The sequence below is a fragment of the Streptomyces sp. NPDC002838 genome (assembly GCF_040295365.1).
Taxonomy (GTDB): Bacteria; Actinomycetota; Actinomycetes; order Streptomycetales; family Streptomycetaceae; genus Streptomyces.
This window is the reverse complement of sequence record NZ_JBEOVF010000007.1, coordinates 37,306-56,165: the sequence shown is the minus strand read 5'-3', so window position 1 is coordinate 56,165 and position 18,860 is coordinate 37,306. Positions and strand designations below refer to the sequence as shown.

Below are 18,860 nucleotides of genomic sequence, written 5' to 3'. Positions count from 1 at the left end.
CGCCCATCTGCCGCGTTGTCGTCGGTTGTCGACGCTCCGCGTCGACGCCCTCCTCCGCCTTGCAGCTGGACGCACCAGACCCCGCTCACCTGCGCTTATTGGCACCGCTGCTTTCCTGCGACCTGATCCGCCGGACAGGCCCTAAGCTGCCGCCATGCCCCCGGCCAAGAAGCGCGCCCGCACCTACGACCCCGCCAAGATCCGCACCGCGGTGCTCACCCAGTTCGGGCACGTACGGGAAGCCGTACGCACTCTGACCCCCGAGCAACTCGCCCTCCCCACCCGCCTGGAGGGCTGGACCGTACGGGAGTTGGCCGCGCACGTGACCATGGCCGTGGAGACCGTCAGCCGCAACCTCGACCGGGACGAGCCGACCAAGCCCGAGCTCACGCTTGTGGACTGGCCGTTCGCGACCGCCGTACGCGCCGCCGACATCGACGACGGCACCCGCGAGCTGGCCCTGGCCAACCCCGACCTCGACGCCCTCTTCGCCCGCACCGAGGAGCGGATCACCGAAGCCCTCGCCACCGCCCCCGGCACCCGTCTCCTGGCCGCCCGCACCGGCGCCATGACCCTCGCCGACTACCTGGTCACCCGCACCGTCGAGCTCGTCGTCCACACCGACGACCTGAACGCCGCCGTGCCCGGCCTGGACATCCCCCACGACCGTCAGACCCTCGCCGCCTGCACCCGCCTCCTCGCCGACGCTCTCGCGGCCAAGGCCCCCGGCGGCTCCACGGAGGTGCGGATCCCGCCGTACGCCGTCGTGCAGTGCGTGGAGGGGCCGAGGCACACGCGCGGCACCCCGCCCAACGTCGTCGAGACCGACCCGCTGACCTGGATCCGGCTCGCCACCGGGCGGGTGACCTGGAAGGACGCCGTCGAGGCGGCCGAGGTCAGCGCGAGCGGGGAGCGGGCGGATCTCGGCGGACTGCTGCCGCTGATGTCGTAACGGGAACCGGCGAGGGAACCGATCACCCCACCCGCCCCGTCGAATCGGCATGTACAGGCAAAAGCAGCGCGTGATCCTGACGGCCGCCGCCGCGATCGTTCCGCTCGTGGCGGCCTGCGGAAGCGAGAAGGCGGGCAGTGACCCCGGCAGCGGCTCGGTCGGCGTCCAGCGCCCCGTCACCGGCGTCGAATGGAGGGTGGACGGCTTCACGGCGGACGGCGCGACCCACCGCGCCCAGGGGAAGCCGTACCTCGCCTTCGACGAGAAGACGGGCAAGGTCGCGGGCCGGCTCGGCTGCAACCACGTCAACGCCAGTGCCACGGTCCGCGACGGACATATCACTGTCGGCCGCCCGGCCACCACCCGAATGATGTGCGACACCTCACTCATGAAGACCGAACGGGCCCTGCTGAGCCTCTTCGACGGCAAGATCAGTTACCGGGTGGACGCCGACAACCTCACGCTGACCAGCACGAACGGAACGAGCGTGCGGGCCGTCGCCGTCAAGTGATCCACTATTTCGAACCGTCTTGGAGCATTACCCAATTCGGACCAGTGGTCGATCTCGCCTACACTCGGTGGCGTGCCACGTGGTGACGGTCGACTCAGTCATGATCTGCTCCCCGGTGAGAAAGGCCCCCAGGACGCTTGCGGCGTCTTCGGAGTCTGGGCTCCGGGCGAAGAGGTCGCCAAGCTCACTTACTTCGGGCTCTACGCCCTCCAGCATCGGGGCCAGGAATCCGCGGGAATCGCGGTCAGCAACGGCTCCCAGATCCTCGTCTTCAAGGACATGGGCCTGGTCTCCCAGGTCTTCGACGAGGCCTCGCTCGGTTCGCTCCAGGGTCACATCGCGGTCGGACACGCCCGCTACTCGACCACCGGCGCCTCCGTGTGGGAGAACGCCCAGCCGACGTTCCGTGCCACCGCGCACGGCTCCATCGCGCTCGGCCACAACGGCAACCTCGTCAACACCGCCCAGCTCGCCGAGATGGTCGCCGACCTGCCCAAGCAGGAGGGCGGCCGCACTCCGCGCGTGGCGGCCACCAACGACACCGACCTGCTCACCGCGCTGCTGGCGGCCCAGGTCGACGACGACGGCAAGCCGCTGACCATCGAGGAGGCGGCCGGCCAGGTCCTGCCCCAGGTGCGCGGCGCCTTCAGCCTCGTCTTCATGGACGAGCACACCCTCTACGCCGCCCGCGACCCGCAGGGCATCCGCCCGCTGGTCCTGGGCCGGCTGGAGCGCGGCTGGGTCGTCGCCTCCGAGTCCGCCGCCCTCGACATCTGCGGTGCCGCTTACGTCCGCGAGATAGAGCCGGGCGAGTTCGTCGCCATCGACGAGAACGGTCTTCGGACCTCCCGATTCGCGGAAGCGAAGCCCAAGGGCTGCGTCTTCGAGTACGTGTACCTGGCCCGCCCGGACACCGACATCGCCGGCCGCAATGTCTACCTCTCCCGGGTAGAGATGGGCCGCCGCCTCGCCAAGGAAGCCCCCGTCGAGGCCGACCTGGTGATACCGACTCCGGAGTCCGGCACCCCGGCCGCCATCGGCTACGCGGAGGCGTCCGGCATCCCCTTCGGCGCCGGCCTGGTGAAGAACGCGTATGTCGGCCGTACGTTCATCCAGCCCTCCCAGACCATCCGCCAGCTCGGTATCCGCCTGAAGCTGAACCCGCTCAAGGAAGTCATCAAGGGCAAGCGCCTGGTCGTGGTCGACGACTCGATCGTGCGCGGCAACACCCAGCGGGCCCTGGTGCGCATGCTCCGCGAGGCCGGGGCGGCGGAAGTCCATATCCGGATCTCCTCGCCGCCCGTGAAGTGGCCCTGCTTCTTCGGCATCGACTTCGCCACCCGCGCCGAGCTCATCGCCAACGGCATGACCATCGACGAGATCGGGACCTCGCTGGGCGCCGATTCCCTGGCGTACATCTCCATCGACGGCATGATCGAGGCGACCACCATCGCCAAGCCGAACCTCTGCCGCGCCTGCTTCGACGGCGAGTACCCGATGGAGCTCCCCGACCCCGAGCTGCTCGGCAAGCAGCTCCTGGAGACGGAGCTGGCCGCGGGCCCGGCCGCCACGGCCGCGGCCGACGCGATCCGCCGCCCGTAGAAGCCCGCACTCACCTGCTGTACGACACGAAGGTTCTCATTAGCCATGTCTGAGACAACTGGTGCCAGCTACGCGACTGCGTCTTACAAAACAGCAGGTGTCGACATCGAAGCGGGCGACCGCGCCGTCGAGCTGATGAAGGAGTGGGTGAAGAAGGCGCAGCGCCCCGAGGTCCTCGGCGGCCTCGGCGGCTTCGCCGGCCTCTTCGACGCCTCCGCCCTCAAGAACTACGAGCGCCCGCTGCTCGCCTCCGCCACCGACGGCGTCGGCACCAAGGTCGACATCGCCCGTCAGCTCGGCGTCTACGACACCATCGGCCACGACCTGGTCGCCATGGTCATGGACGACATCGTGGTGTGCGGCGCCGAGCCGCTGTTCATGACCGACTACATCTGCGTCGGCAAGGTCCACCCCGAGCGCGTCGCCGCCATCGTCAAGGGCATCGCCGAGGGCTGCGTCCTGGCCGGGTGCGCCCTGGTGGGCGGCGAGACGGCCGAGCACCCCGGACTGCTGGGCCCGGACGACTTCGACGTCGCCGGCGCCGGCACCGGTGTGGTCGAGGCCGACCGGCTTCTCGGCGCCGATCGCATCCGTACGGGTGACGCGGTGATCGCCATGGCGGCCTCCGGTCTTCACTCGAACGGGTACTCGCTCGTCCGGCACGTCCTGCTGGACCAGGCGGGGCTCTCCCTGGACGCGCGGATCGAGGAGTTCGGCCGCACGCTGGGCGAGGAACTCCTGGAGCCGACGAAGATCTACTCCCTGGACTGCCTGGCCCTGATCCGCACCACCGACGTGCACGCCTTCTCGCACGTCACCGGCGGAGGCCTGGCCGCCAACCTGGCCCGCGTCATCCCCGACGAGCTGCACGCGATCGTCGACCGCTCCACCTGGACCCCGGCCCCGGTCTTCGACCTCGTCGGCAAGACGGGTCAGGTCGAACGCCTGGAGCTGGAGAAGACCCTGAACATGGGCGTCGGCATGATCGCGATCGTCCCGGAGGAGTCGGCGGACGTGGCCCTGGCCACACTGGCCGACCGAGGCGTCGACGCATGGGTCGCCGGCGAGATCACGGACAGGGGGGAGCACACCACGGGTGCCGCCCTGGTCGGTGACTACGCCTGACCCCTTGTAAGCAGCACAGAACCCGGTCGGTGACCGAAGCCACCGACCGGGTGAGTGCTCAGTACAAGGTCAAGCGCCGCGACGTTGCTGTGAGGAATCCTCGTCCTCGTCGTCGCCGTCCTCGTAGAGGTCGGCGTACCGCGAGTACAGATCGTCGTCGTCCTGCTCATCGTCCTCGAATCGATCGCCGTTCGGCGATTGATTCGACGTCGATGCGCCCAGCTCCTCGGCCAGGCGTGAGAGATCAGTCCCACCGCTGTTGTACTTCAGCTGGCGGGCGACCTTCGTCTGCTTGGCCTTGGCCCGGCCGCGCCCCATGGCTCGACCCCCTCAACGACGGGGCTCGACGGCCCCAGAGTCTTGACACGCGTTCATGATCCGGAACGGGCTCTCCGCGGAGAGACCGGTCCGTAGGGCTTCCACGGTACCTGAGCCCGCGCCCATACGGTACGTCGCCCGCAGCACGCGCGTGTGCGCAGGACCTTCGAGGCGCCCCGTCCTCGCTGGTCAGTGGCGATTTTAACCACTTATCGGCGGTCGACCCGCCGGTAGAAGTGAGAGTTCTCTCTAACCGTCCACCGACGGGTACCGGTCAGACCCGGCTCACAGCCTCCTGCGGGCCTCCGCCATCCGTTGCTCGGCGATCCGGTCGGCCGCGGCGGCCGGAGGGATACCGTCCGCTTTCGCACGTGCGAATATGGCCAGCGTGGTGTCGTAGATCTTCGCGGCCTTCGCCTTGCACCGCTCGAAGTCGAAGCCGTGCAACTCGTCGGCGACCTGGATGACGCCGCCGGCGTTCACCACGTAGTCCGGCGCGTAGAGGATCCCGCGGTCGGCGAGGTCCTTCTCGACGCCCGGGTGGGCGAGCTGGTTGTTGGCCGCGCCGCACACGATCCTGGCGGTCAGCACCGGCACGGTGTCGTCGTCGAGGGCCCCGCCCAGCGCGCACGGGGCGTAGATCTCGAGCCCGTCCACGCGGATCAGCGCGTCCGTGTCCGCGACGGCCGTCACGCCCGCCGGGTGCCGGTCGAGGATCCGCCCTACGGCCTCCTCGCGCACGTCCGTGATCACGACCTCGGCACCCTCGTCGAGCAGGTGCTCCACCAGGAGGTGACCGACCTTGCCGACGCCCGCGACGCCGACCCTGCGGTCGCGCAGCGACGGGTCGCCCCACAGATGCTGGGCGGAGGCCCGCATGCCCTGGTAGACACCGAAGGCGGTCAGGACGGAGGAGTCCCCGGCGCCCCCGTTCTCCGGCGACCGGCCCGTCGTCCAGCGGCACTCGCGTGCGACGACGTCCATGTCGGCGACGTACGTACCGACGTCGCACGCGGTGACGTACCGCCCACCGAGCGAGGCCACGAACCGGCCGTAGGCGAGGAGCAGCTCCTCGCTCTTGTCCCGGTCGGGGTCGCCGATGATCACGGCCTTGCCGCCGCCGTGGTCGAGACCGGCCATGGCGTTCTTGTAGGACATCCCGCGCGCGAGGTTCAGCGCGTCGGCGACGGCCTCCCGCTCGTTCGCGTACGGGTAGAAGCGGGTGCCGCCGAGGGCGGGGCCCAGGGCAGTGGAATGGATGGCGATGACGGCCTTCAGGCCGCTCTCGCGGTCCTGGCAGAGCACGACCTGCTCATGGCCCCCCTGCTCCGAACGGAACAGGGTGTGCAGGACATCAGCGGGCGCGCCGGTTACGTCGGTCACGGTGGTGACTCCCTGGTAAGTAGCGGCGGTCGGACACGGGCTCCCGTATGGGTGGCGGGGCCTGTGAGCATGAGATTAGACCTGTGCGAGCCCGCAGATCGCGTGGCGCGGGGGATCACCTCCGCCTGGAGTACGGACGTGCGACGATTTGCATGGTTTTCCCGCTCGTCGGTGTGCGGGTTTCGCAGGTTTTCCCGGCAGACGGCGGGGGAGGGAGCAGGCGTGCCCAAGGTGTCCTCGGTGATCGTTCCGTACGCGACGTATCTGCGCGTGTACGAGCCGCTGGCCGCCTTCCCGGAGCCGGAGCGCAGCCACTGGGCGCGCTACGCCCGCCGCCCCGACCGCCCGTCCTACCAGGACGAACTGCGCCGCTCGCTGGCCGATCTGCTGCCCACCCCGCCCATCCCGGTGCCGGTGCACGAGAGCGGCGACGCCTTCGTGCTCGAGACCGACGGGGTGCTGTGCGTGTGCCCGTGGCGCACCCGGCTGCGCGGCTGGCAGGCCCTCGGCGAGCTGGCCGAGGAGCTTCCGGCGCCCGTCCTGGACGCGGTGCTGCCGCCGGTCGTACGGCGGCAGGCCACCCAGGACTACGAGCGCTGGCTGGCCCGCAACCCGGACGCCCGGCCGTGGATCCGTACGGCGACCTGGCAGGTGCCGCTCAACTGGTTCGTGCTGGTCGCGGACGAGGAGCGGCGGTTCGACAAGGGCTCCGGCGACGTCCCTCCGATGCTGCGCTACCGCACGCCGATGGTGCAGGCCCGGCGGCGGGTGGCGCGGGGCCTGCGGGCCCTGAAGGAGGCCATCGACGAGGGGCCGCTGATCGACGGCCTGGTGGACGTCGGGCGCTGGCTGGAGGAGTTCCATCCGCGCTCGCTGGTGGAGCTGGACTACGGCGGGCTGGTGCACACGCTGCCGGCCGGCGAGCTGGAGGACGACCACTCGGCGGCCGATGTGGCCGAGGGCATCGAGGCGCTGCGGCGCGGCGACGGGGTCGCGGCGGGCGAGGCGTACGGGCGGCTCGTGGAGCGGTGGCGGTCGGTGCGGGACCGGCGGTCTGCGAACTGACGTTTGACGTGGCGCCCGTTTTGGGGTTTCGTCCTCGCTCTGAGGTTCCTGAGGTTTCGTCAACATGGGACGTAGGTCCCGATCCGGGCGTTCATCTCAAGTGTGGGTCAAGTATCGGCAAGCGTGACGGACCGCACGTACGCGGCTCTTGCGTCCCTTGCCCCTCCTCATGCCAAAATAGGACAAGGAGTCCGGGGAGGATTCCGCTCGCATTGCACGCTTTGGGGGGTCTGGTGACTCCTGATCGTCCTGTGACTGATCGTCACAGTGGCGTGACTGTCCGCTATGGCATGGTCCATCGGCTTCCGTCGCTGATGAACACCTGGAGGGGCAATTCCATCGGTTTGGCCGACGCGGCTGGACAGATGGTGTAGTTGTAGTGCCGAGGACAAGCCGTTCGTCCTATAACCGACTCGACTCGCGTCCGCCATTTCGGGCAACGCGGGTCAAGGTGCAGAATTTAGAGGAAAGAACCGAGAAGGTTCGGTTCTCCCGAGGAGGCCGCTCATGACCGCTCGCACCCCTGATGCCGAGCCGCTGCTGACCCCGGCTGAGGTCGCCACGATGTTCCGCGTCGACCCCAAGACGGTCACGCGGTGGGCGAAGGCCGGCAAGCTCACTTCGATCCGCACGCTCGGCGGGCACCGTCGCTATCGCGAGGCGGAGGTCCGTGCTCTGCTCGCGGGCATCCCGCAGCAGCGCAGCGAGGCCTGACAACCGAATATTCGGGCATTTCGGCAGGCCCCTACCGGCCGAGACGCCCGAAGCCCTAGCTCCAAGCGACGCGGGTCCTGCCCCAACAGGCCCTCATCCCCAAGCTCTTCGGGGCTTCCCAAGCAAGTGCCAAGGGTGCGTCGTCGATCGCGCTGGACTCCGCCGGGTCCAGCGCGATCTTTTTTGTGTGCGGGACGTGGTCGGGCGGGCTGCTCTGTGAGCGGCCTTGTCGGAGTCTGGGGAGGGGTGTCGGATCTCCTGTGGGCAGGCTCTGAGCAGGGTGCAATTGCACATATTAAATTGACCAGTTGTAGGCGAGGTGTAAGTACCGCGATTTCAGAAACTCATGCGGTGACACCCGTCACATGCCAGAGTCCTTGTTGCCCCTGCCCTGTGTGCGCTAGTGGAGATCGTCATGAGCTGGAGGGCGCGCTGGTGGGCGTCTCGCCCTCGACGCTCTCGTTCGGGGCCTGTGCCGGTCGGGGAGCGGAGTCCAGCGCCAGTCGGAGCAGACGGTGGCAGATGGGGCAGTGGTGCGTCAGATGGCGGTACGAGGCAGCGGCCGACAGATGCGCGCGAAGCAACGCCCGCGTTTCGTGCCTAGCCGATGCCGCCATACGCCACCTCCAGGGGGGCCGCGCGGGAAGCGGGGCCCTGGTTTCTGGGTACCGAGCGAATGTGACGGCGTCAAGATGGCGTGGACGCAAGAGAGCCCGGGTCCGAAGACCCGGGCTCTCTTATCTGATGCGGTACGGGATTTGCCGTACCCGATTGCGGCTGCGCCGCGGGCGCGGCCTCCACCTTGACAGGGCGGCGAGAGCGGTCTGGTGGTGTGCGGACACGAGAGAGGGCCGCGTCCCGGTCCGGGATGCGGCCCTCTTCCTTCACTGCGGTCCTGACGGGATTTGAACCCGCGGCCTCCACCTTGACAGGGTGGCGAGCACTCCAAACTGCTCCACAGGACCAGGTTTCGCGGCACTTGGTGTTGCGCTGTGCTGCGAGAAGAGACTGTACAGGAGGGTGAGGCCCCGGTCGAACTCACCCACCGTACAGGCGCCGTTACGGCGCCACGGCCGCGTCGATCGCCTTCACGATCCGCTTGTCGGAGATCGGGTACGCCGTACCGAGCGCGTGGGCGAAGTAGCTGACCCGGAGCTCCTCGATCATCCAGCGGATGTCCAGGACCGAGGACGGGATCGGGCGGCCCTGCGGCATCTGCTCCAGGAGCCACGCGTACTCGTCCTGCATCTCGTGGACCTTGCCCATGCGCGTGGTGTCCCGCTGGACGTTCGTCGGCATCTGCTGGAGGCGCCGGTCCGCGGCGACCAGGTAGCGCATCAGGTCGGGGAGACGTCGTATGCCCGCCTCCGTCACGAAGCCAGGCTTCACGAGGGCGTCCAGCTGCTTGCGCACGTCCTGGAGGTTCGGCAGCAGCGCGGGGCTCCGTACGGCCTTCAGGCGGCGCTCACAGGACTGCCAGGCCGCCAGCACCTGCTGCACCTGCCCCACCGCACGGACCGTCGTGTCGACGATCTCGGCGCGGACCTTGTCGTACAGCTTCCGGTACGACTCCTCGTCCCACGCCGGACCCCCGAAGTCCCCGATCAGCTTGTCCGCCGCGGCCATCGCGCAGTCGTCGAACAGGGCCTGGACGGAGCCGTGCGGATTCGCGGACAGGGCGAGCTTCTGGGGGTTCGTCAGCTTGTCGGACGCGAACTTCGCCGGGTTGACCGGGATGTTGCGCAGGATGAGCCGCCGCGTGCCCTTCCACATCGCCTGCTGCTGCTCCGCCTCCGTGTCGAAGAGGCGTACGGAGACGGTGTTCGTCGTCGGTCCGTCGTCGACCAGCGCCGGGTACGCCTTGACCGGCTGGCCGGCGCGGCGGGTCTCGAAGACGCGGGTGAGAGCGCCGATCGTCCAGTCGGTCAGGCCCTTGCGCTCCAGGGACTCGCCGCCCTGCCGCTCGGCGGTGGCCGCCGCGGCCTGGGAGAGGGCCTTGCGCGCCTTCGGCTTCAGCCGGAGCCTCAGCGCCTCCAGGTCCTTGTCCTCGGCCAGCTTGCGACGCCGCTCGTCGACGATCCGGAAGGTGATGCGCAGGTGGTCGGGAACCTTCGACCAGTCGAAGTCGTCGGCGGTGAAGGAGACTTGGACCATGCGCTTCAGCTCGCGCGCCATGGTCGTCGTCAGCGGCTCCTGCAACGGCACCGCCGTGTCCAGGAACCGCTTCGCGAAGTTCGGCGCCGGCACGTAGTTGCGGCGGATCGGCTTCGGCAGGGATCGGATGAGCTCGGTGACGACCTCTTCCCTGAGGCCCGGGATCTGCCAGTCGAAGCCCTCGTCCGTGACCTGGTTGAGGACCTGGAGCGGGACGTGGACGGTCACACCGTCGGCGTCCGCGCCCGGCTCGAACTGGTACGTGACGCGGAACTTCAGCGGGCCCTGCCGCCAGGTGTCGGGATAGTCGTCCTTGGTGACCGCCTCCGCCGACTCGCGGATGAGCATCTCCCGCTCGAAGTCGAGGTAGTCGGGCTGCTCGTGCCGCTTGTGCTTCCACCAGGAGTCGAAGTGGGCGCCGGAGACGACGTGTTCGGGGACCCGCTGGTCGTAGAAGTCGAAGAGCGTGTCGTCGTCGACCACGATGTCCCGGCGCCGGGCGCGGTGTTCCAGCTCCTCGACCTCGCTGAGGAGTCTGCGGTTGTCGGCGAAGAACTTGTGGTGCGTGCGCCAGTCGCCCTCGACCAGGGCGTTGCGAATGAAAAGCTCGCGAGAGACCTCGGGATCGATCCGGCCGTAGTTCACCTTCCGCTGGGCGACGATCGGGACGCCGTACAGCGTGACCTTCTCGTACGCCATCACCGCCGCCTGGTCCTTCTCCCAGTGCGGTTCGCTGTACGTCCGCTTGATCAGGTGCTCGGCGAGCGGCTCGACCCACTCCGGCTCGATCTTGGCGTTGACGCGGGCCCAGAGGCGGGAGGTCTCCACCAGCTCCGCCGACATCACGAAGCGCGGGGTCTTCTTGAAGAGGGCCGAGCCGGGGAAGATCGCGAACTTGGCGTTCCTCGCCCCCAGGTACTCGTTCTTGTTGCCGTCCTTGACGTCCTTCATCCCGATGTGGGAGAGCAGGCCGGCCAGGAGGGAGACGTGGATGCGGTCGGCGGGGGCGTCGGTACCCGCCGCGGGGTCCTCGAGACGGAGGCCCATCTGCTTGGCGACGGTCCGCAACTGCGTGTAGATGTCCTGCCATTCGCGAATGCGCAGGAAGTTGAGGTACTCCTGCTTGCACATGCGCCGGAACGACGACGAGCCGCGCTCCTTCTGCTGCTCGCGGATGTAGCGCCACAGGTTGAGGTAGGCGAGGAAGTCGCTCGTCTCGTCCTTGAAGCGGGCGTGCTGCTGGTCGGCCTGGGTCTGCTTGTCGGCGGGGCGTTCGCGCGGGTCCTGGATGGACAGCGCGGCCGCTATGACCATGACCTCGCGGACACAGCCGTTCTTGTCGGCTTCCAGGACCATACGGGCCAGGCGGGGGTCGACGGGAAGCTGCGCGAGCTTGCGGCCGGTGTCCGTGAGCCGCTTGCGTACGTCCTTCTGCGCCGGGTCGAGCGCGCCGAGCTCCTGGAGGAGCTGGACGCCGTCGCGGATGTTGCGGTGGTCCGGCGGGTCGATGAACGGGAACTTCTCGATGTCGCCGAGGCCGGCGGCGGTCATCTGCAGGATGACGGAGGCGAGGTTCGTACGGAGGATCTCCGCGTCGGTGAACTCCGGCCGGGCGTTGAAGTCGTCCTCGCCGTACAGCCGGATGCAGACACCGTCGCTGGTCCGTCCGCAGCGGCCCTTGCGCTGGTTGGCGCTGGCCTGGGAGATCGGCTCGATGGGCAGCCGCTGGACCTTGGTGCGGTGGCTGTAGCGGGAGATGCGGGCGAAGCCGGGGTCGATGACGTACTTGATGCCCGGGACGGTGAGGGAGGTCTCGGCGACATTGGTCGCCAGGACGATTCTGCGACCGGTGTGGGACTGGAAGACGCGGTGTTGCTCGGCGTGGGAGAGCCGGGCATACAGCGGCAGCACCTCCGTGAACCGGTATTTCCTCTTCTCCAGCGCGTCGGCGGTGTCCCGGATCTCCCGCTCGCCGGAGAGGAAGACGAGGATGTCGCCCTTGCCCTCGGCCTGGAGCTCCTCGACGGCGTCGCAGATGGCGGTGATCTGGTCCCGGTCGGAGTCCTCGCCGTCCTCCTCCAGGAGAGGCCGATAGCGCACCTCGACGGGATACGTCCGCCCGCTGACCTCGACGATCGGCGCGTCGCCGAAGTGCCGGGAGAAGCGCTCGGGATCGATGGTCGCGGAGGTGATGACGACTTTCAGATCCGGCCGCTTGGGCAGCAGCTGGGCGAGATACCCCAGCAGGAAGTCGATGTTCAGGGACCGCTCGTGGGCCTCGTCGATGATGATCGTGTCGTAGGCGCGCAGCTCGCGGTCGGTCTGGATCTCGGCGAGCAGGATGCCGTCGGTCATCAGTTTGACGAAGGTGCCGTCCGGGTTCACCTGGTCGGTGAACCGCACCTTCCAGCCGACCGCCTCACCGAGCGGGGTGTCGAGCTCCTCGGCGACGCGCTCGGCGACGGTACGGGCGGCGATACGACGGGGCTGCGTGTGCCCGATCATGCCCCGGACCCCCCGCCCCAGCTCAAGACAGATCTTCGGGATCTGGGTCGTCTTCCCGGAACCGGTCTCGCCGGCGACGATGACGACCTGGTGATCACGGATGGCGGCCGCGATCTCGTCCTTCTTCTGGCTGACGGGCAGCTGCGCGGGGTAGGTCACGGCGGGCACACGGGCGCGCCGCTCTCCCATCCGCGCCTCGGCCTTCGCGACCTCCGCCTCGATCTCGCCGAGCACGGCGGCACGGGCCTCAGGCTTACGGATCTTGCGCGCGCCTTCGAGCCTGCGCCCGAGCCGGTGCGCATCGCGCAGGGAGAGCTCGGTCAGGCGGGGGGCGAGAGTGCCGAGAGCGGGGGCGCCGGGGGCAGGGTGCGTAGACATACGCGGTCCAGGATCTCATCCTCCGGATTTTCCTGGCGAACGCTTTTGCCTCCGGCGGTGAGACGTCCTTCACCAGCTCCGCTGGGACGGCGGTGCCTTAGGCGTCGACTCCCGTCGCTTGGGGACGCCCAAGGCGATCGACTTTGCCGTTTTGAAGCCGGTCCCTCGGACCCCCGGGATCCCGACGGCACCGCGCAGCCACCAGCAAACCACCCACCTTCCGCACCGACGCCGCCAGCCCTACGACGACCGCATGCTGTCCTGGCAGACGGAACAGCGCACGGTCTCCATCTGGACTGTGACGGGCCGCATGAAGCGCCTCCAATTCACCGGACAGCAAGAACAACTCCGACTCCTCGCCCAGTACCGCCAAGGCGAATCGGACCTGATCCAACAGAACGGCGATTGGTACCTGCCGGCCACCCTGGACGTACCCGAAACCACCCAGAACTCCGCCCCGCAGGGCTTCATCGGCGTCGACCTCGGCATCGCCAACATCGCCACCACATCCACAGGCAACCGACACAGCGGCCGCCGACTCAACCGCACCCGCCACAACGACCGCACAGGCAGCCGGGAGCTTGAGCCGTCAGCGCACGTCCACAACGACGGCACCTAGGGGGTTGCCCTGATCACCGTTGTTGTACCGACATAAGTACAGCCCCACCGAAGATCTTCGGTGGGGCTGTGGGCCCTGGTGGGCGAAGGTGGCTGGGGCCGGGGTCGAACCGGCGACCTATCGCTTTTCAGGCGATCGCTCGTACCAACTGAGCTACCCAGCCACGAGGATTCCGGGGAAACCTCAGCGGTCCTGACGGGATTTGAACCCGCGGCCTCCACCTTGACAGGGTGGCGAGCACTCCAAACTGCTCCACAGGACCATGCGTGTGTACGACAGTGTCGCACACCGTACTGCGTGCCCCCAACGGGATTCGAACCCGTGCTACCGCCTTGAAAGGGCGGCGTCCTAGGCCGCTAGACGATGAGGGCTATCGGCCCGCCTGGGCGCTTTCCAGCGCGTCGGGGACGTGAGAAGCATATGGGATGGCGGGAGCTATCGCCAAAACGGTTTACGGGGCGGTCGGAGAAGCGGGCGGAGAGGGGGTGGGGGACGTGGGTGAGGGCGAGCGGGTGGCTCCGGGCTGGTTCTCCGCCGGGAGGTGGCGGCTGACCTCGGCCGTCGTCAGACCCAAGCCGCCCAGTTTGATCTCGTCCCAGGCCTGGAGACGGCGGGTGTCGCGGTCCATGTAGAGGATCGACGCCTCGATGGGGTCGGGGTACTTGCCCTCCACCGCGCGCAGGCCGCTGCCGCCCGTCGAGCCCTCGATGCGCAGGCGCGTGCCGTACTTCAGGACCTCCATCTCGTTGTGGTGGACGTGGCCGGCCAGTACCAGGGGGACCTCGCCGTCCACCTCGCGGGCCGCCGACGGTTCGTGGGCGACGGCGATGTCGACCGGGCTGCCGGCCCTCCGCTGGTCGCGCAGAGCCGAGGCCAGGCGGGCGCCGGCCAGCTCCTGGGACTGCTCGGCTCCCGGCTTGTTCGTACGGTCGGGGGTGAACTGGGGGTCGCCGATGCCCGCGAAGCGCAGGCCCGCGACCGTCGCGGGCCGGCCGTCGTCCAGGACGTGGACGTTCTTCAGGCCTTCCAGATAGCGCTGCGTCACCAGGGAGTCGTGGTTGCCGCGGACCCAGACGTAGGGGGCGCCGAGGTTCTCGATCGGGTCCAGGAAGCCGTTCTCCGCCGCCGTGCCGTGGTCCATGGTGTCGCCGGAGTCGACGATCACGTTCACCTTGTACTGGTCCACCAGCGAGGCGATGATCTTCCAGCTCGCCGGGTTCAAGTGGATGTCGGAGACGTGCAGGACGCGGATGGTGGTCGGGTCGGGCGCGTAGGCGGGGAGCGTGGAGGTGGCGTCGTACAACTTCGTCACGTTCGTCACCAGGCGCGCCAACTCCTTCTGGTAGACGTCGAATTCGGTGACGATGCTGCGCGCGTTGCCGACGAGGGACGGCGCGGAGGAGAGCAGGCCGGAGAACTTCGGCTCCAGGACCGATTCGGGGTTCCAGGTCGCGAACGCGGTTCCTCCGGAGGCGGCCAGGAGGGTGAACGCCAGGCCGCCGGCCGCGAGGGCCCGGCGGGGGCGGCGGTAGACCGCGAGGCCGAGGGCCGTGGCGCCCGACACGACGGCCACGCAGGAGCGCAGCGCCAGGTCGAGGGTGCCGTGTTCGACGTCCTGGCTGACCTCGTCCTGGAGGCCGGAGAGGCGTTCGGGGTGGTCGACGAGGGCCTGCGAGCGGACCGGGTCGAGCTGGTCGACATTGACGTCCAGGCGGACGGGGGCGACGTGGCTGTCCAGTTGCAGCGCGCCGAGCGGCGAGACGTTGATCTTCGTGCCGCCGGTGAGCGACGGACGCAGGGTCATCGTCGTGTTCATGGGGCCGACCGAGGTCCGTACGTTGCCGACGATCAGCAGACCCAGCCAGGCGCCCACGACGACGACGGTGACGAGACCGAGGGCGCGGGTCCAGGGGTGCGGCTGGGGGACGAGTTCGACGGTCGGGTGGGGCCGGCGCGTGCGGTAGTGGCGCGCGAGGGCACGTGGGGTCCTGCGGATGCGGTTCACGACGCTCCGAGCGACGACGGGGACGCGGGCCATTGGTCCCGTATGCCCAAGTCCGGATGTGGATATGCGGGCGTGCTCATGACTCTCGTACGGCTGTTTCGTACCGGACAATGGGCCTGTGCTGGAGATGACGCGCGAGGAGTTCGAGGAACTGGTTGCCGAGGCGCTGGACCGTATTCCGCCGGAGTTGACCCGGCTGATGGACAACGTCGCGGTCTTCGTCGAGGACGAGCCCCCGACGGACGATCCCGAGTTGCTCGGGCTGTACGAGGGGACTCCGCTGACCGACCGGGGTGAGTGGTACGCCGGGGTGCTGCCGGACCGGATCACGATCTACCGGGGGCCGACGCTGAGGATGTGCGAGTCGCGGGAGGAGGTCGTCGAGGAGACGGAGGTGACCGTCGTGCACGAGATCGCCCATCACTTCGGGATCGACGACGCGCGGTTGCACGCCCTCGGATACGGCTGAGCGGCCGCGGAACGGGTCGCGTGTCCTCTTGTGGGCGGCGGGAGTTGAAGAAGTTGACTCCTTCACCATCCCCCGGAGGTGGCTGCTCGTGCGCCCCTTGTACGTACCCGTCCGTCTGGCCGCCGCGGTCATGGCCGTCGCCGCTGCCGCCGGCTGCATGAGCGTGGGCGACGACGACGCCGGCGGGAGCGCGAAGCCGTCGCACTCCGCCGGTCAGCGGGGCGGCGAGGCGCCCGACGGCGGGGCGGCGGTGTCGGGCGGCGGCTCCGGGGTCGACGCGGCGGCCGGGGACGGCAATCGCGGGCACGGCAAGCACAAGAAGGGCAAGGGCAAGTCGGAGAAGCCGTCGGCGTCGGCGTCGGCTCGTCCCAGCGCGTCCGCCTCGGCCGGGGGTGGCGGGCCGGCGAAGCCGGACAAGCCGGGGGTGCCGTCGCCGACCGAGGCGCCGCCCACTCCCACCCGCACGGCCGAGCCGACGCCGACGCCGACGGACGAACCGCCCGCGTCCCCGACGCCGACTCCGACGGTCGCCGAGCCGTCCTCGTCGGCGCACGAGCCCCCGGGTCCGCAACTGGACCGGCGAGAGCCCGCACCGGAGGCGGGCTCGCCCGCGTGAACTCCGCTGACCTGCGGCTATGAGGCTCGGTTTGCCTTCGGGGGTGGGGGGTGCGTATGGTGGTAGATCGTTTGATCCCATCTTGCCCGGCGCCAACGCAGAGCGCGCCGTGTGGCGCGTACTCTCCCTTGCCGTGGCGGACCGCATAGAGGCGGTCGTTTGCGAATCACGGAGTTGACGGGCGCGTGCCGACGAGACTCCGGAAGGTTTCGCATACGCATGTCCATTTCCAGTACTGATCACGTCGTCGTGCCCGAGAACGAGGCCGCCGAGGACGTTCCCGAGGTCACCTTCGCGGACCTCGGTCTCCCCGAGGGCGTCGTGCGCAAGCTCGCCCAGAACGGCGTGACCACCCCCTTCCCGATCCAGGCCGCGACCATCCCGGACGCCCTGGCCGGCAAGGACATCCTCGGCCGTGGCCGCACCGGCTCCGGCAAGACCCTCTCCTTCGGTCTGCCGCTGCTGACCCAGCTGTCCGGCGGTCACACCGAGAAGAAGAAGCCCCGCGGCATCATCCTCACGCCGACCCGTGAGCTCGCGATGCAGGTCGCGGACGCGCTGCAGCCGTACGGCGACGTGCTCGGCCTGAAGATGAAGGTCGTCTGCGGCGGTACGTCGATGGGCAACCAGATCTACGCCCTGGAGCGCGGCGTCGACGTCCTCGTCGCCACCCCGGGCCGGCTGCGCGACATCATCAACCGCGGCGCCTGCTCGCTGGAGAACGTCCGGGTGGCCGTCCTCGACGAGGCCGACCAGATGTCCGACCTGGGCTTCCTGCCCGAGGTCACCGAGCTGCTGGACCAGATTCCGGCGGGCGGTCAGCGCATGCTGTTCTCCGCGACGATGGAGAACGAGATCGCGACCCTGGTCAAGCGCTACCTCACCGACCCCGTCCTGCACGAGGTCGACGCCGCCCAGGGCGCGGTGACGACCATGTCGCACCACATCCTGATCGTGAAGCCCAAGGACAAGGCGCCGGTCACCGCCGCGATCGCCTCCCGCAAGGGCCGCACGATCATCTTCGTCCGCACCCAGCTGGGCGCCGACCGTATCGCCGAGCAGCTGCGCGACGCCGGGGTGAAGGCGGACGCGCTGCACGGCGGCATGACGCAGGGCGCGCGGACGCGGACGCTGGCCGACTTCAAGGACGGTTACGTCAACGCGCTCGTCGCGACCGACGTCGCCGCGCGCGGTATCCACGTCGACGGCATCGACCTGGTACTGAACGTGGACCCCGCCGGTGACCACAAGGACTACCTGCACCGCTCCGGGCGTACCGCTCGTGCGGGCCGCTCCGGCACCGTCGTCTCCCTGTCGCTGCCGCACCAGCGCCGCCAGATCTTCCGGCTGATGGAGGACGCGGGCGTCGACGCCTCGCGCCACATCATCAACTCCGGTACGGCCTTCGAGCCCGAGGTCGCCGAGATCACCGGCGCCCGGTCGATGACCGAGGTCCAGTCGGAGTCCGCGGCCAACGCGGCCCAGCAGGCCGAGCGCGAGGTCGCCCACCTCACCAAGCAGCTGGAGCGGGCGCAGCGCCGCGCTACCGAGCTGCGCGAGGAGGCCGACCGGCTGGTCGCCCGGGCCGCCCGCGAGCGGGGCGAGGACCCCGAGGCCGCGGTGGCCGAGGCGCAGGCGATCGCCGAGGCCGCCGAGGTGGTCGAGGCGTCCGTGCCCCAGCAGCCGGTGGCGCAGGAGGTCGACCGGGCGGAGCGCTCCTTCGAGCGTCGGGACGGCGACCGTGGCGGTTTCCGCCGTGACGACCGGGGTGACCGTGGGGCCGACCGTGGTGGCCGTTCCTACGAGCGTCGTGACAACGACCGTGGCGGGTTCAACCGGGACCGCGACCGCGACGGCGGCCGTGGCTTCGAGCGTCGTGACAACGACCGTGGCGGCTTCCGCCGTGACGACCGGGGCGACCGGGGCGACCGTGGTGGTCGTTCCTTCGACCGTCGTGACGACCGGGGTGACCGTGGGGCCGACCGTGGTGGCCGTTCCTTCGAGCGTCGGGACGGCGACCGTGGCGGTTTCCGCCGTGACGACCGGGGTGACCGTGGAGCCGACCGTGGTGGTCGTTCCTTCGACCGTCGTGACGACCGGGGCTCCGACCGCGGTGGCCGTTCCTTCGAGCGTCGGGACGGCGACCGTGGCGGCTTCCGCCGTGACGACCGTCCGGCCCGTCCCTTCGAGCGCCGGGACGAGCGCGGCGGGCACCGCGGCAGCGACCGTCCGTTCAACCGCGACCGTCAGGGCGACCGCCCCGGCTTCCGTACCGGTGGCCACGACCGCCCGTACGGCCGTCGTGACGACCACCGTGGCGCCGGCTCCGTCGGCCGCCGCGAGGACAAGCCGCGCTGGAAGCGCAACAGCTGACGTAAGAGTGATGTAACGGCTGACGCCGACCAGTAGTCAGCGCCGTGGCCCCACCCCGAACTCGGGTGGGG

The 18,860-nt window shown here is 69.3% G+C and carries 15 protein-coding genes and 4 tRNA genes; 10 read left to right on the top strand and 9 right to left on the bottom strand.

Annotation, left to right across the window (positions count from 1 at the left end; all coding sequences use genetic code 11):
• The first annotated feature begins 154 nt into the window (after positions 1–154).
• From ABT063_RS11760 to purM, 4 genes are all read left to right on the top strand, one after another.
• Positions 155–952, top strand: coding sequence for a maleylpyruvate isomerase family mycothiol-dependent enzyme (locus ABT063_RS11760; protein ID WP_351057090.1), 798 nt, complete (start codon positions 155–157; stop codon positions 950–952).
• Positions 953–1,001: 49 nt separating this feature from the next.
• Positions 1,002–1,463: an META domain-containing protein gene (locus ABT063_RS11755; protein ID WP_351057088.1), complete on the top strand. Its 462-nt coding sequence runs from the start codon at positions 1,002–1,004 to the stop codon at positions 1,461–1,463.
• Between the two features lie 72 nt (positions 1,464–1,535).
• A complete protein-coding gene (purF, locus tag ABT063_RS11750) occupies positions 1,536–3,065 on the top strand; it encodes an amidophosphoribosyltransferase (RefSeq protein WP_351057087.1) in 1,530 nt (509 codons plus the stop codon).
• A 45-nt stretch (positions 3,066–3,110) separates the two neighbouring features.
• A complete protein-coding gene (gene purM / locus ABT063_RS11745) occupies positions 3,111–4,190 on the top strand; it encodes a phosphoribosylformylglycinamidine cyclo-ligase (RefSeq protein WP_351057086.1) in 1,080 nt (359 codons plus the stop codon).
• 69 nt (positions 4,191–4,259) lie between these two features.
• Here purM and ABT063_RS11740 read toward each other — a convergent pair whose 3' ends face one another.
• Both ABT063_RS11740 and ABT063_RS11735 read right to left on the bottom strand, forming a co-directional pair.
• A complete protein-coding gene (locus ABT063_RS11740; protein WP_124440914.1) occupies positions 4,260–4,508 on the bottom strand; it encodes a DUF3073 domain-containing protein in 249 nt (82 codons plus the stop codon).
• Positions 4,509–4,793: 285 nt separating this feature from the next.
• Positions 4,794–5,891, bottom strand: a complete 1,098-nt coding sequence (locus ABT063_RS11735; protein WP_351057085.1) for a Leu/Phe/Val dehydrogenase — start codon at positions 5,889–5,891, stop codon at positions 4,794–4,796.
• Positions 5,892–6,113: 222 nt separating this feature from the next.
• Here ABT063_RS11735 and ABT063_RS11730 point away from each other — a divergent pair, with 222 nt between their 5' ends.
• Both ABT063_RS11730 and bldC read left to right on the top strand, forming a co-directional pair.
• A complete protein-coding gene (locus tag ABT063_RS11730) occupies positions 6,114–6,956 on the top strand; it encodes a DUF8083 family protein (RefSeq protein ID WP_351057084.1) in 843 nt (280 codons plus the stop codon).
• Positions 6,957–7,463: 507 nt separating this feature from the next.
• A complete protein-coding gene (gene bldC / locus ABT063_RS11725; protein WP_003949541.1) occupies positions 7,464–7,670 on the top strand; it encodes a developmental transcriptional regulator BldC in 207 nt (68 codons plus the stop codon).
• A gap of 413 nt (positions 7,671–8,083) precedes the next feature.
• On the opposite strand, the gene ABT063_RS11720 is transcribed toward bldC, so the two are convergent.
• The 3 genes from ABT063_RS11720 to hrpA form a co-directional block, all read right to left on the bottom strand.
• Positions 8,084–8,287 (bottom strand): DUF6274 family protein, encoded by a 204-nt coding sequence (locus tag ABT063_RS11720; protein ID WP_351057083.1) that lies wholly within the window; start codon positions 8,285–8,287, stop codon positions 8,084–8,086.
• 273 nt (positions 8,288–8,560) lie between these two features.
• A tRNA-Asp gene (locus ABT063_RS11715) sits at positions 8,561–8,635 on the bottom strand.
• 94 nt (positions 8,636–8,729) lie between these two features.
• Positions 8,730–12,707: an ATP-dependent RNA helicase HrpA gene (gene hrpA / locus ABT063_RS11710; RefSeq protein ID WP_351057082.1), complete on the bottom strand. Its 3,978-nt coding sequence runs from the start codon at positions 12,705–12,707 to the stop codon at positions 8,730–8,732.
• Between the two features lie 253 nt (positions 12,708–12,960).
• Between hrpA and ABT063_RS11705 the strand changes: the two genes are divergently transcribed.
• Positions 12,961–13,326 (top strand): hypothetical protein, encoded by a 366-nt coding sequence (locus ABT063_RS11705; RefSeq protein ID WP_351057081.1) that lies wholly within the window; start codon positions 12,961–12,963, stop codon positions 13,324–13,326.
• An 89-nt stretch (positions 13,327–13,415) separates the two neighbouring features.
• On the opposite strand, the gene ABT063_RS11700 is transcribed toward ABT063_RS11705, so the two are convergent.
• From ABT063_RS11700 to ABT063_RS11685, 4 genes are all read right to left on the bottom strand, one after another.
• Positions 13,416–13,489: transfer RNA gene (locus ABT063_RS11700), tRNA-Phe, on the bottom strand.
• A 24-nt stretch (positions 13,490–13,513) separates the two neighbouring features.
• Positions 13,514–13,588: transfer RNA gene (locus tag ABT063_RS11695), tRNA-Asp, on the bottom strand.
• A 36-nt stretch (positions 13,589–13,624) separates the two neighbouring features.
• Positions 13,625–13,697, bottom strand: a tRNA-Glu gene (locus tag ABT063_RS11690).
• 80 nt (positions 13,698–13,777) lie between these two features.
• Entirely contained in the window at positions 13,778–15,364 is a 1,587-nt protein-coding gene (locus ABT063_RS11685; protein ID WP_351057080.1) for a metallophosphoesterase family protein, read from the bottom strand.
• An 85-nt stretch (positions 15,365–15,449) separates the two neighbouring features.
• Between ABT063_RS11685 and ABT063_RS11680 the strand changes: the two genes are divergently transcribed.
• From ABT063_RS11680 to ABT063_RS11670, 3 genes are all read left to right on the top strand, one after another.
• A complete protein-coding gene (locus tag ABT063_RS11680; RefSeq protein ID WP_351057079.1) occupies positions 15,450–15,800 on the top strand; it encodes a metallopeptidase family protein in 351 nt (116 codons plus the stop codon).
• A gap of 88 nt (positions 15,801–15,888) precedes the next feature.
• Positions 15,889–16,416, top strand: a complete 528-nt coding sequence (locus ABT063_RS11675; protein WP_351057078.1) for a hypothetical protein — start codon at positions 15,889–15,891, stop codon at positions 16,414–16,416.
• 219 nt (positions 16,417–16,635) lie between these two features.
• Positions 16,636–18,789 carry a DEAD/DEAH box helicase gene (locus ABT063_RS11670; RefSeq protein WP_351057077.1) on the top strand — a complete coding sequence of 718 codons (2,154 nt, stop codon included), beginning with the start codon at positions 16,636–16,638 and terminating at the stop codon, positions 18,787–18,789.
• Positions 18,790–18,860 lie beyond the last annotated feature (71 nt).

What these genes read in the sequence shown, in the direction of transcription:
- ABT063_RS11760 (WP_351057090.1), top strand. Translation starts at nt 155, where the DNA reads ATGCCCCCGGCCAAGAAGCGCGCCCGCACCTACGACCCCGCCAAGATC.
- ABT063_RS11755 (WP_351057088.1), top strand. Translation starts at nt 1,002, where the DNA reads ATGTACAGGCAAAAGCAGCGCGTGATCCTGACGGCCGCCGCCGCGATC.
- purM (WP_351057086.1), top strand. Translation starts at nt 3,111, where the DNA reads ATGTCTGAGACAACTGGTGCCAGCTACGCGACTGCGTCTTACAAAACA.
- ABT063_RS11740 (WP_124440914.1), bottom strand. Translation starts at nt 4,508, where the DNA reads ATGGGGCGCGGCCGGGCCAAGGCCAAGCAGACGAAGGTCGCCCGCCAG.
- bldC (WP_003949541.1), top strand. Translation starts at nt 7,464, where the DNA reads ATGACCGCTCGCACCCCTGATGCCGAGCCGCTGCTGACCCCGGCTGAG.
- ABT063_RS11720 (WP_351057083.1), bottom strand. Translation starts at nt 8,287, where the DNA reads ATGGCGGCATCGGCTAGGCACGAAACGCGGGCGTTGCTTCGCGCGCAT.
- hrpA (WP_351057082.1), bottom strand. Translation starts at nt 12,707, where the DNA reads ATGTCTACGCACCCTGCCCCCGGCGCCCCCGCTCTCGGCACTCTCGCC.
- ABT063_RS11705 (WP_351057081.1), top strand. Translation starts at nt 12,961, where the DNA reads ATGCTGTCCTGGCAGACGGAACAGCGCACGGTCTCCATCTGGACTGTG.
- ABT063_RS11685 (WP_351057080.1), bottom strand. Translation starts at nt 15,364, where the DNA reads ATGGCCCGCGTCCCCGTCGTCGCTCGGAGCGTCGTGAACCGCATCCGC.
- ABT063_RS11670 (WP_351057077.1), top strand. Translation starts at nt 16,636, where the DNA reads ATGTCCATTTCCAGTACTGATCACGTCGTCGTGCCCGAGAACGAGGCC.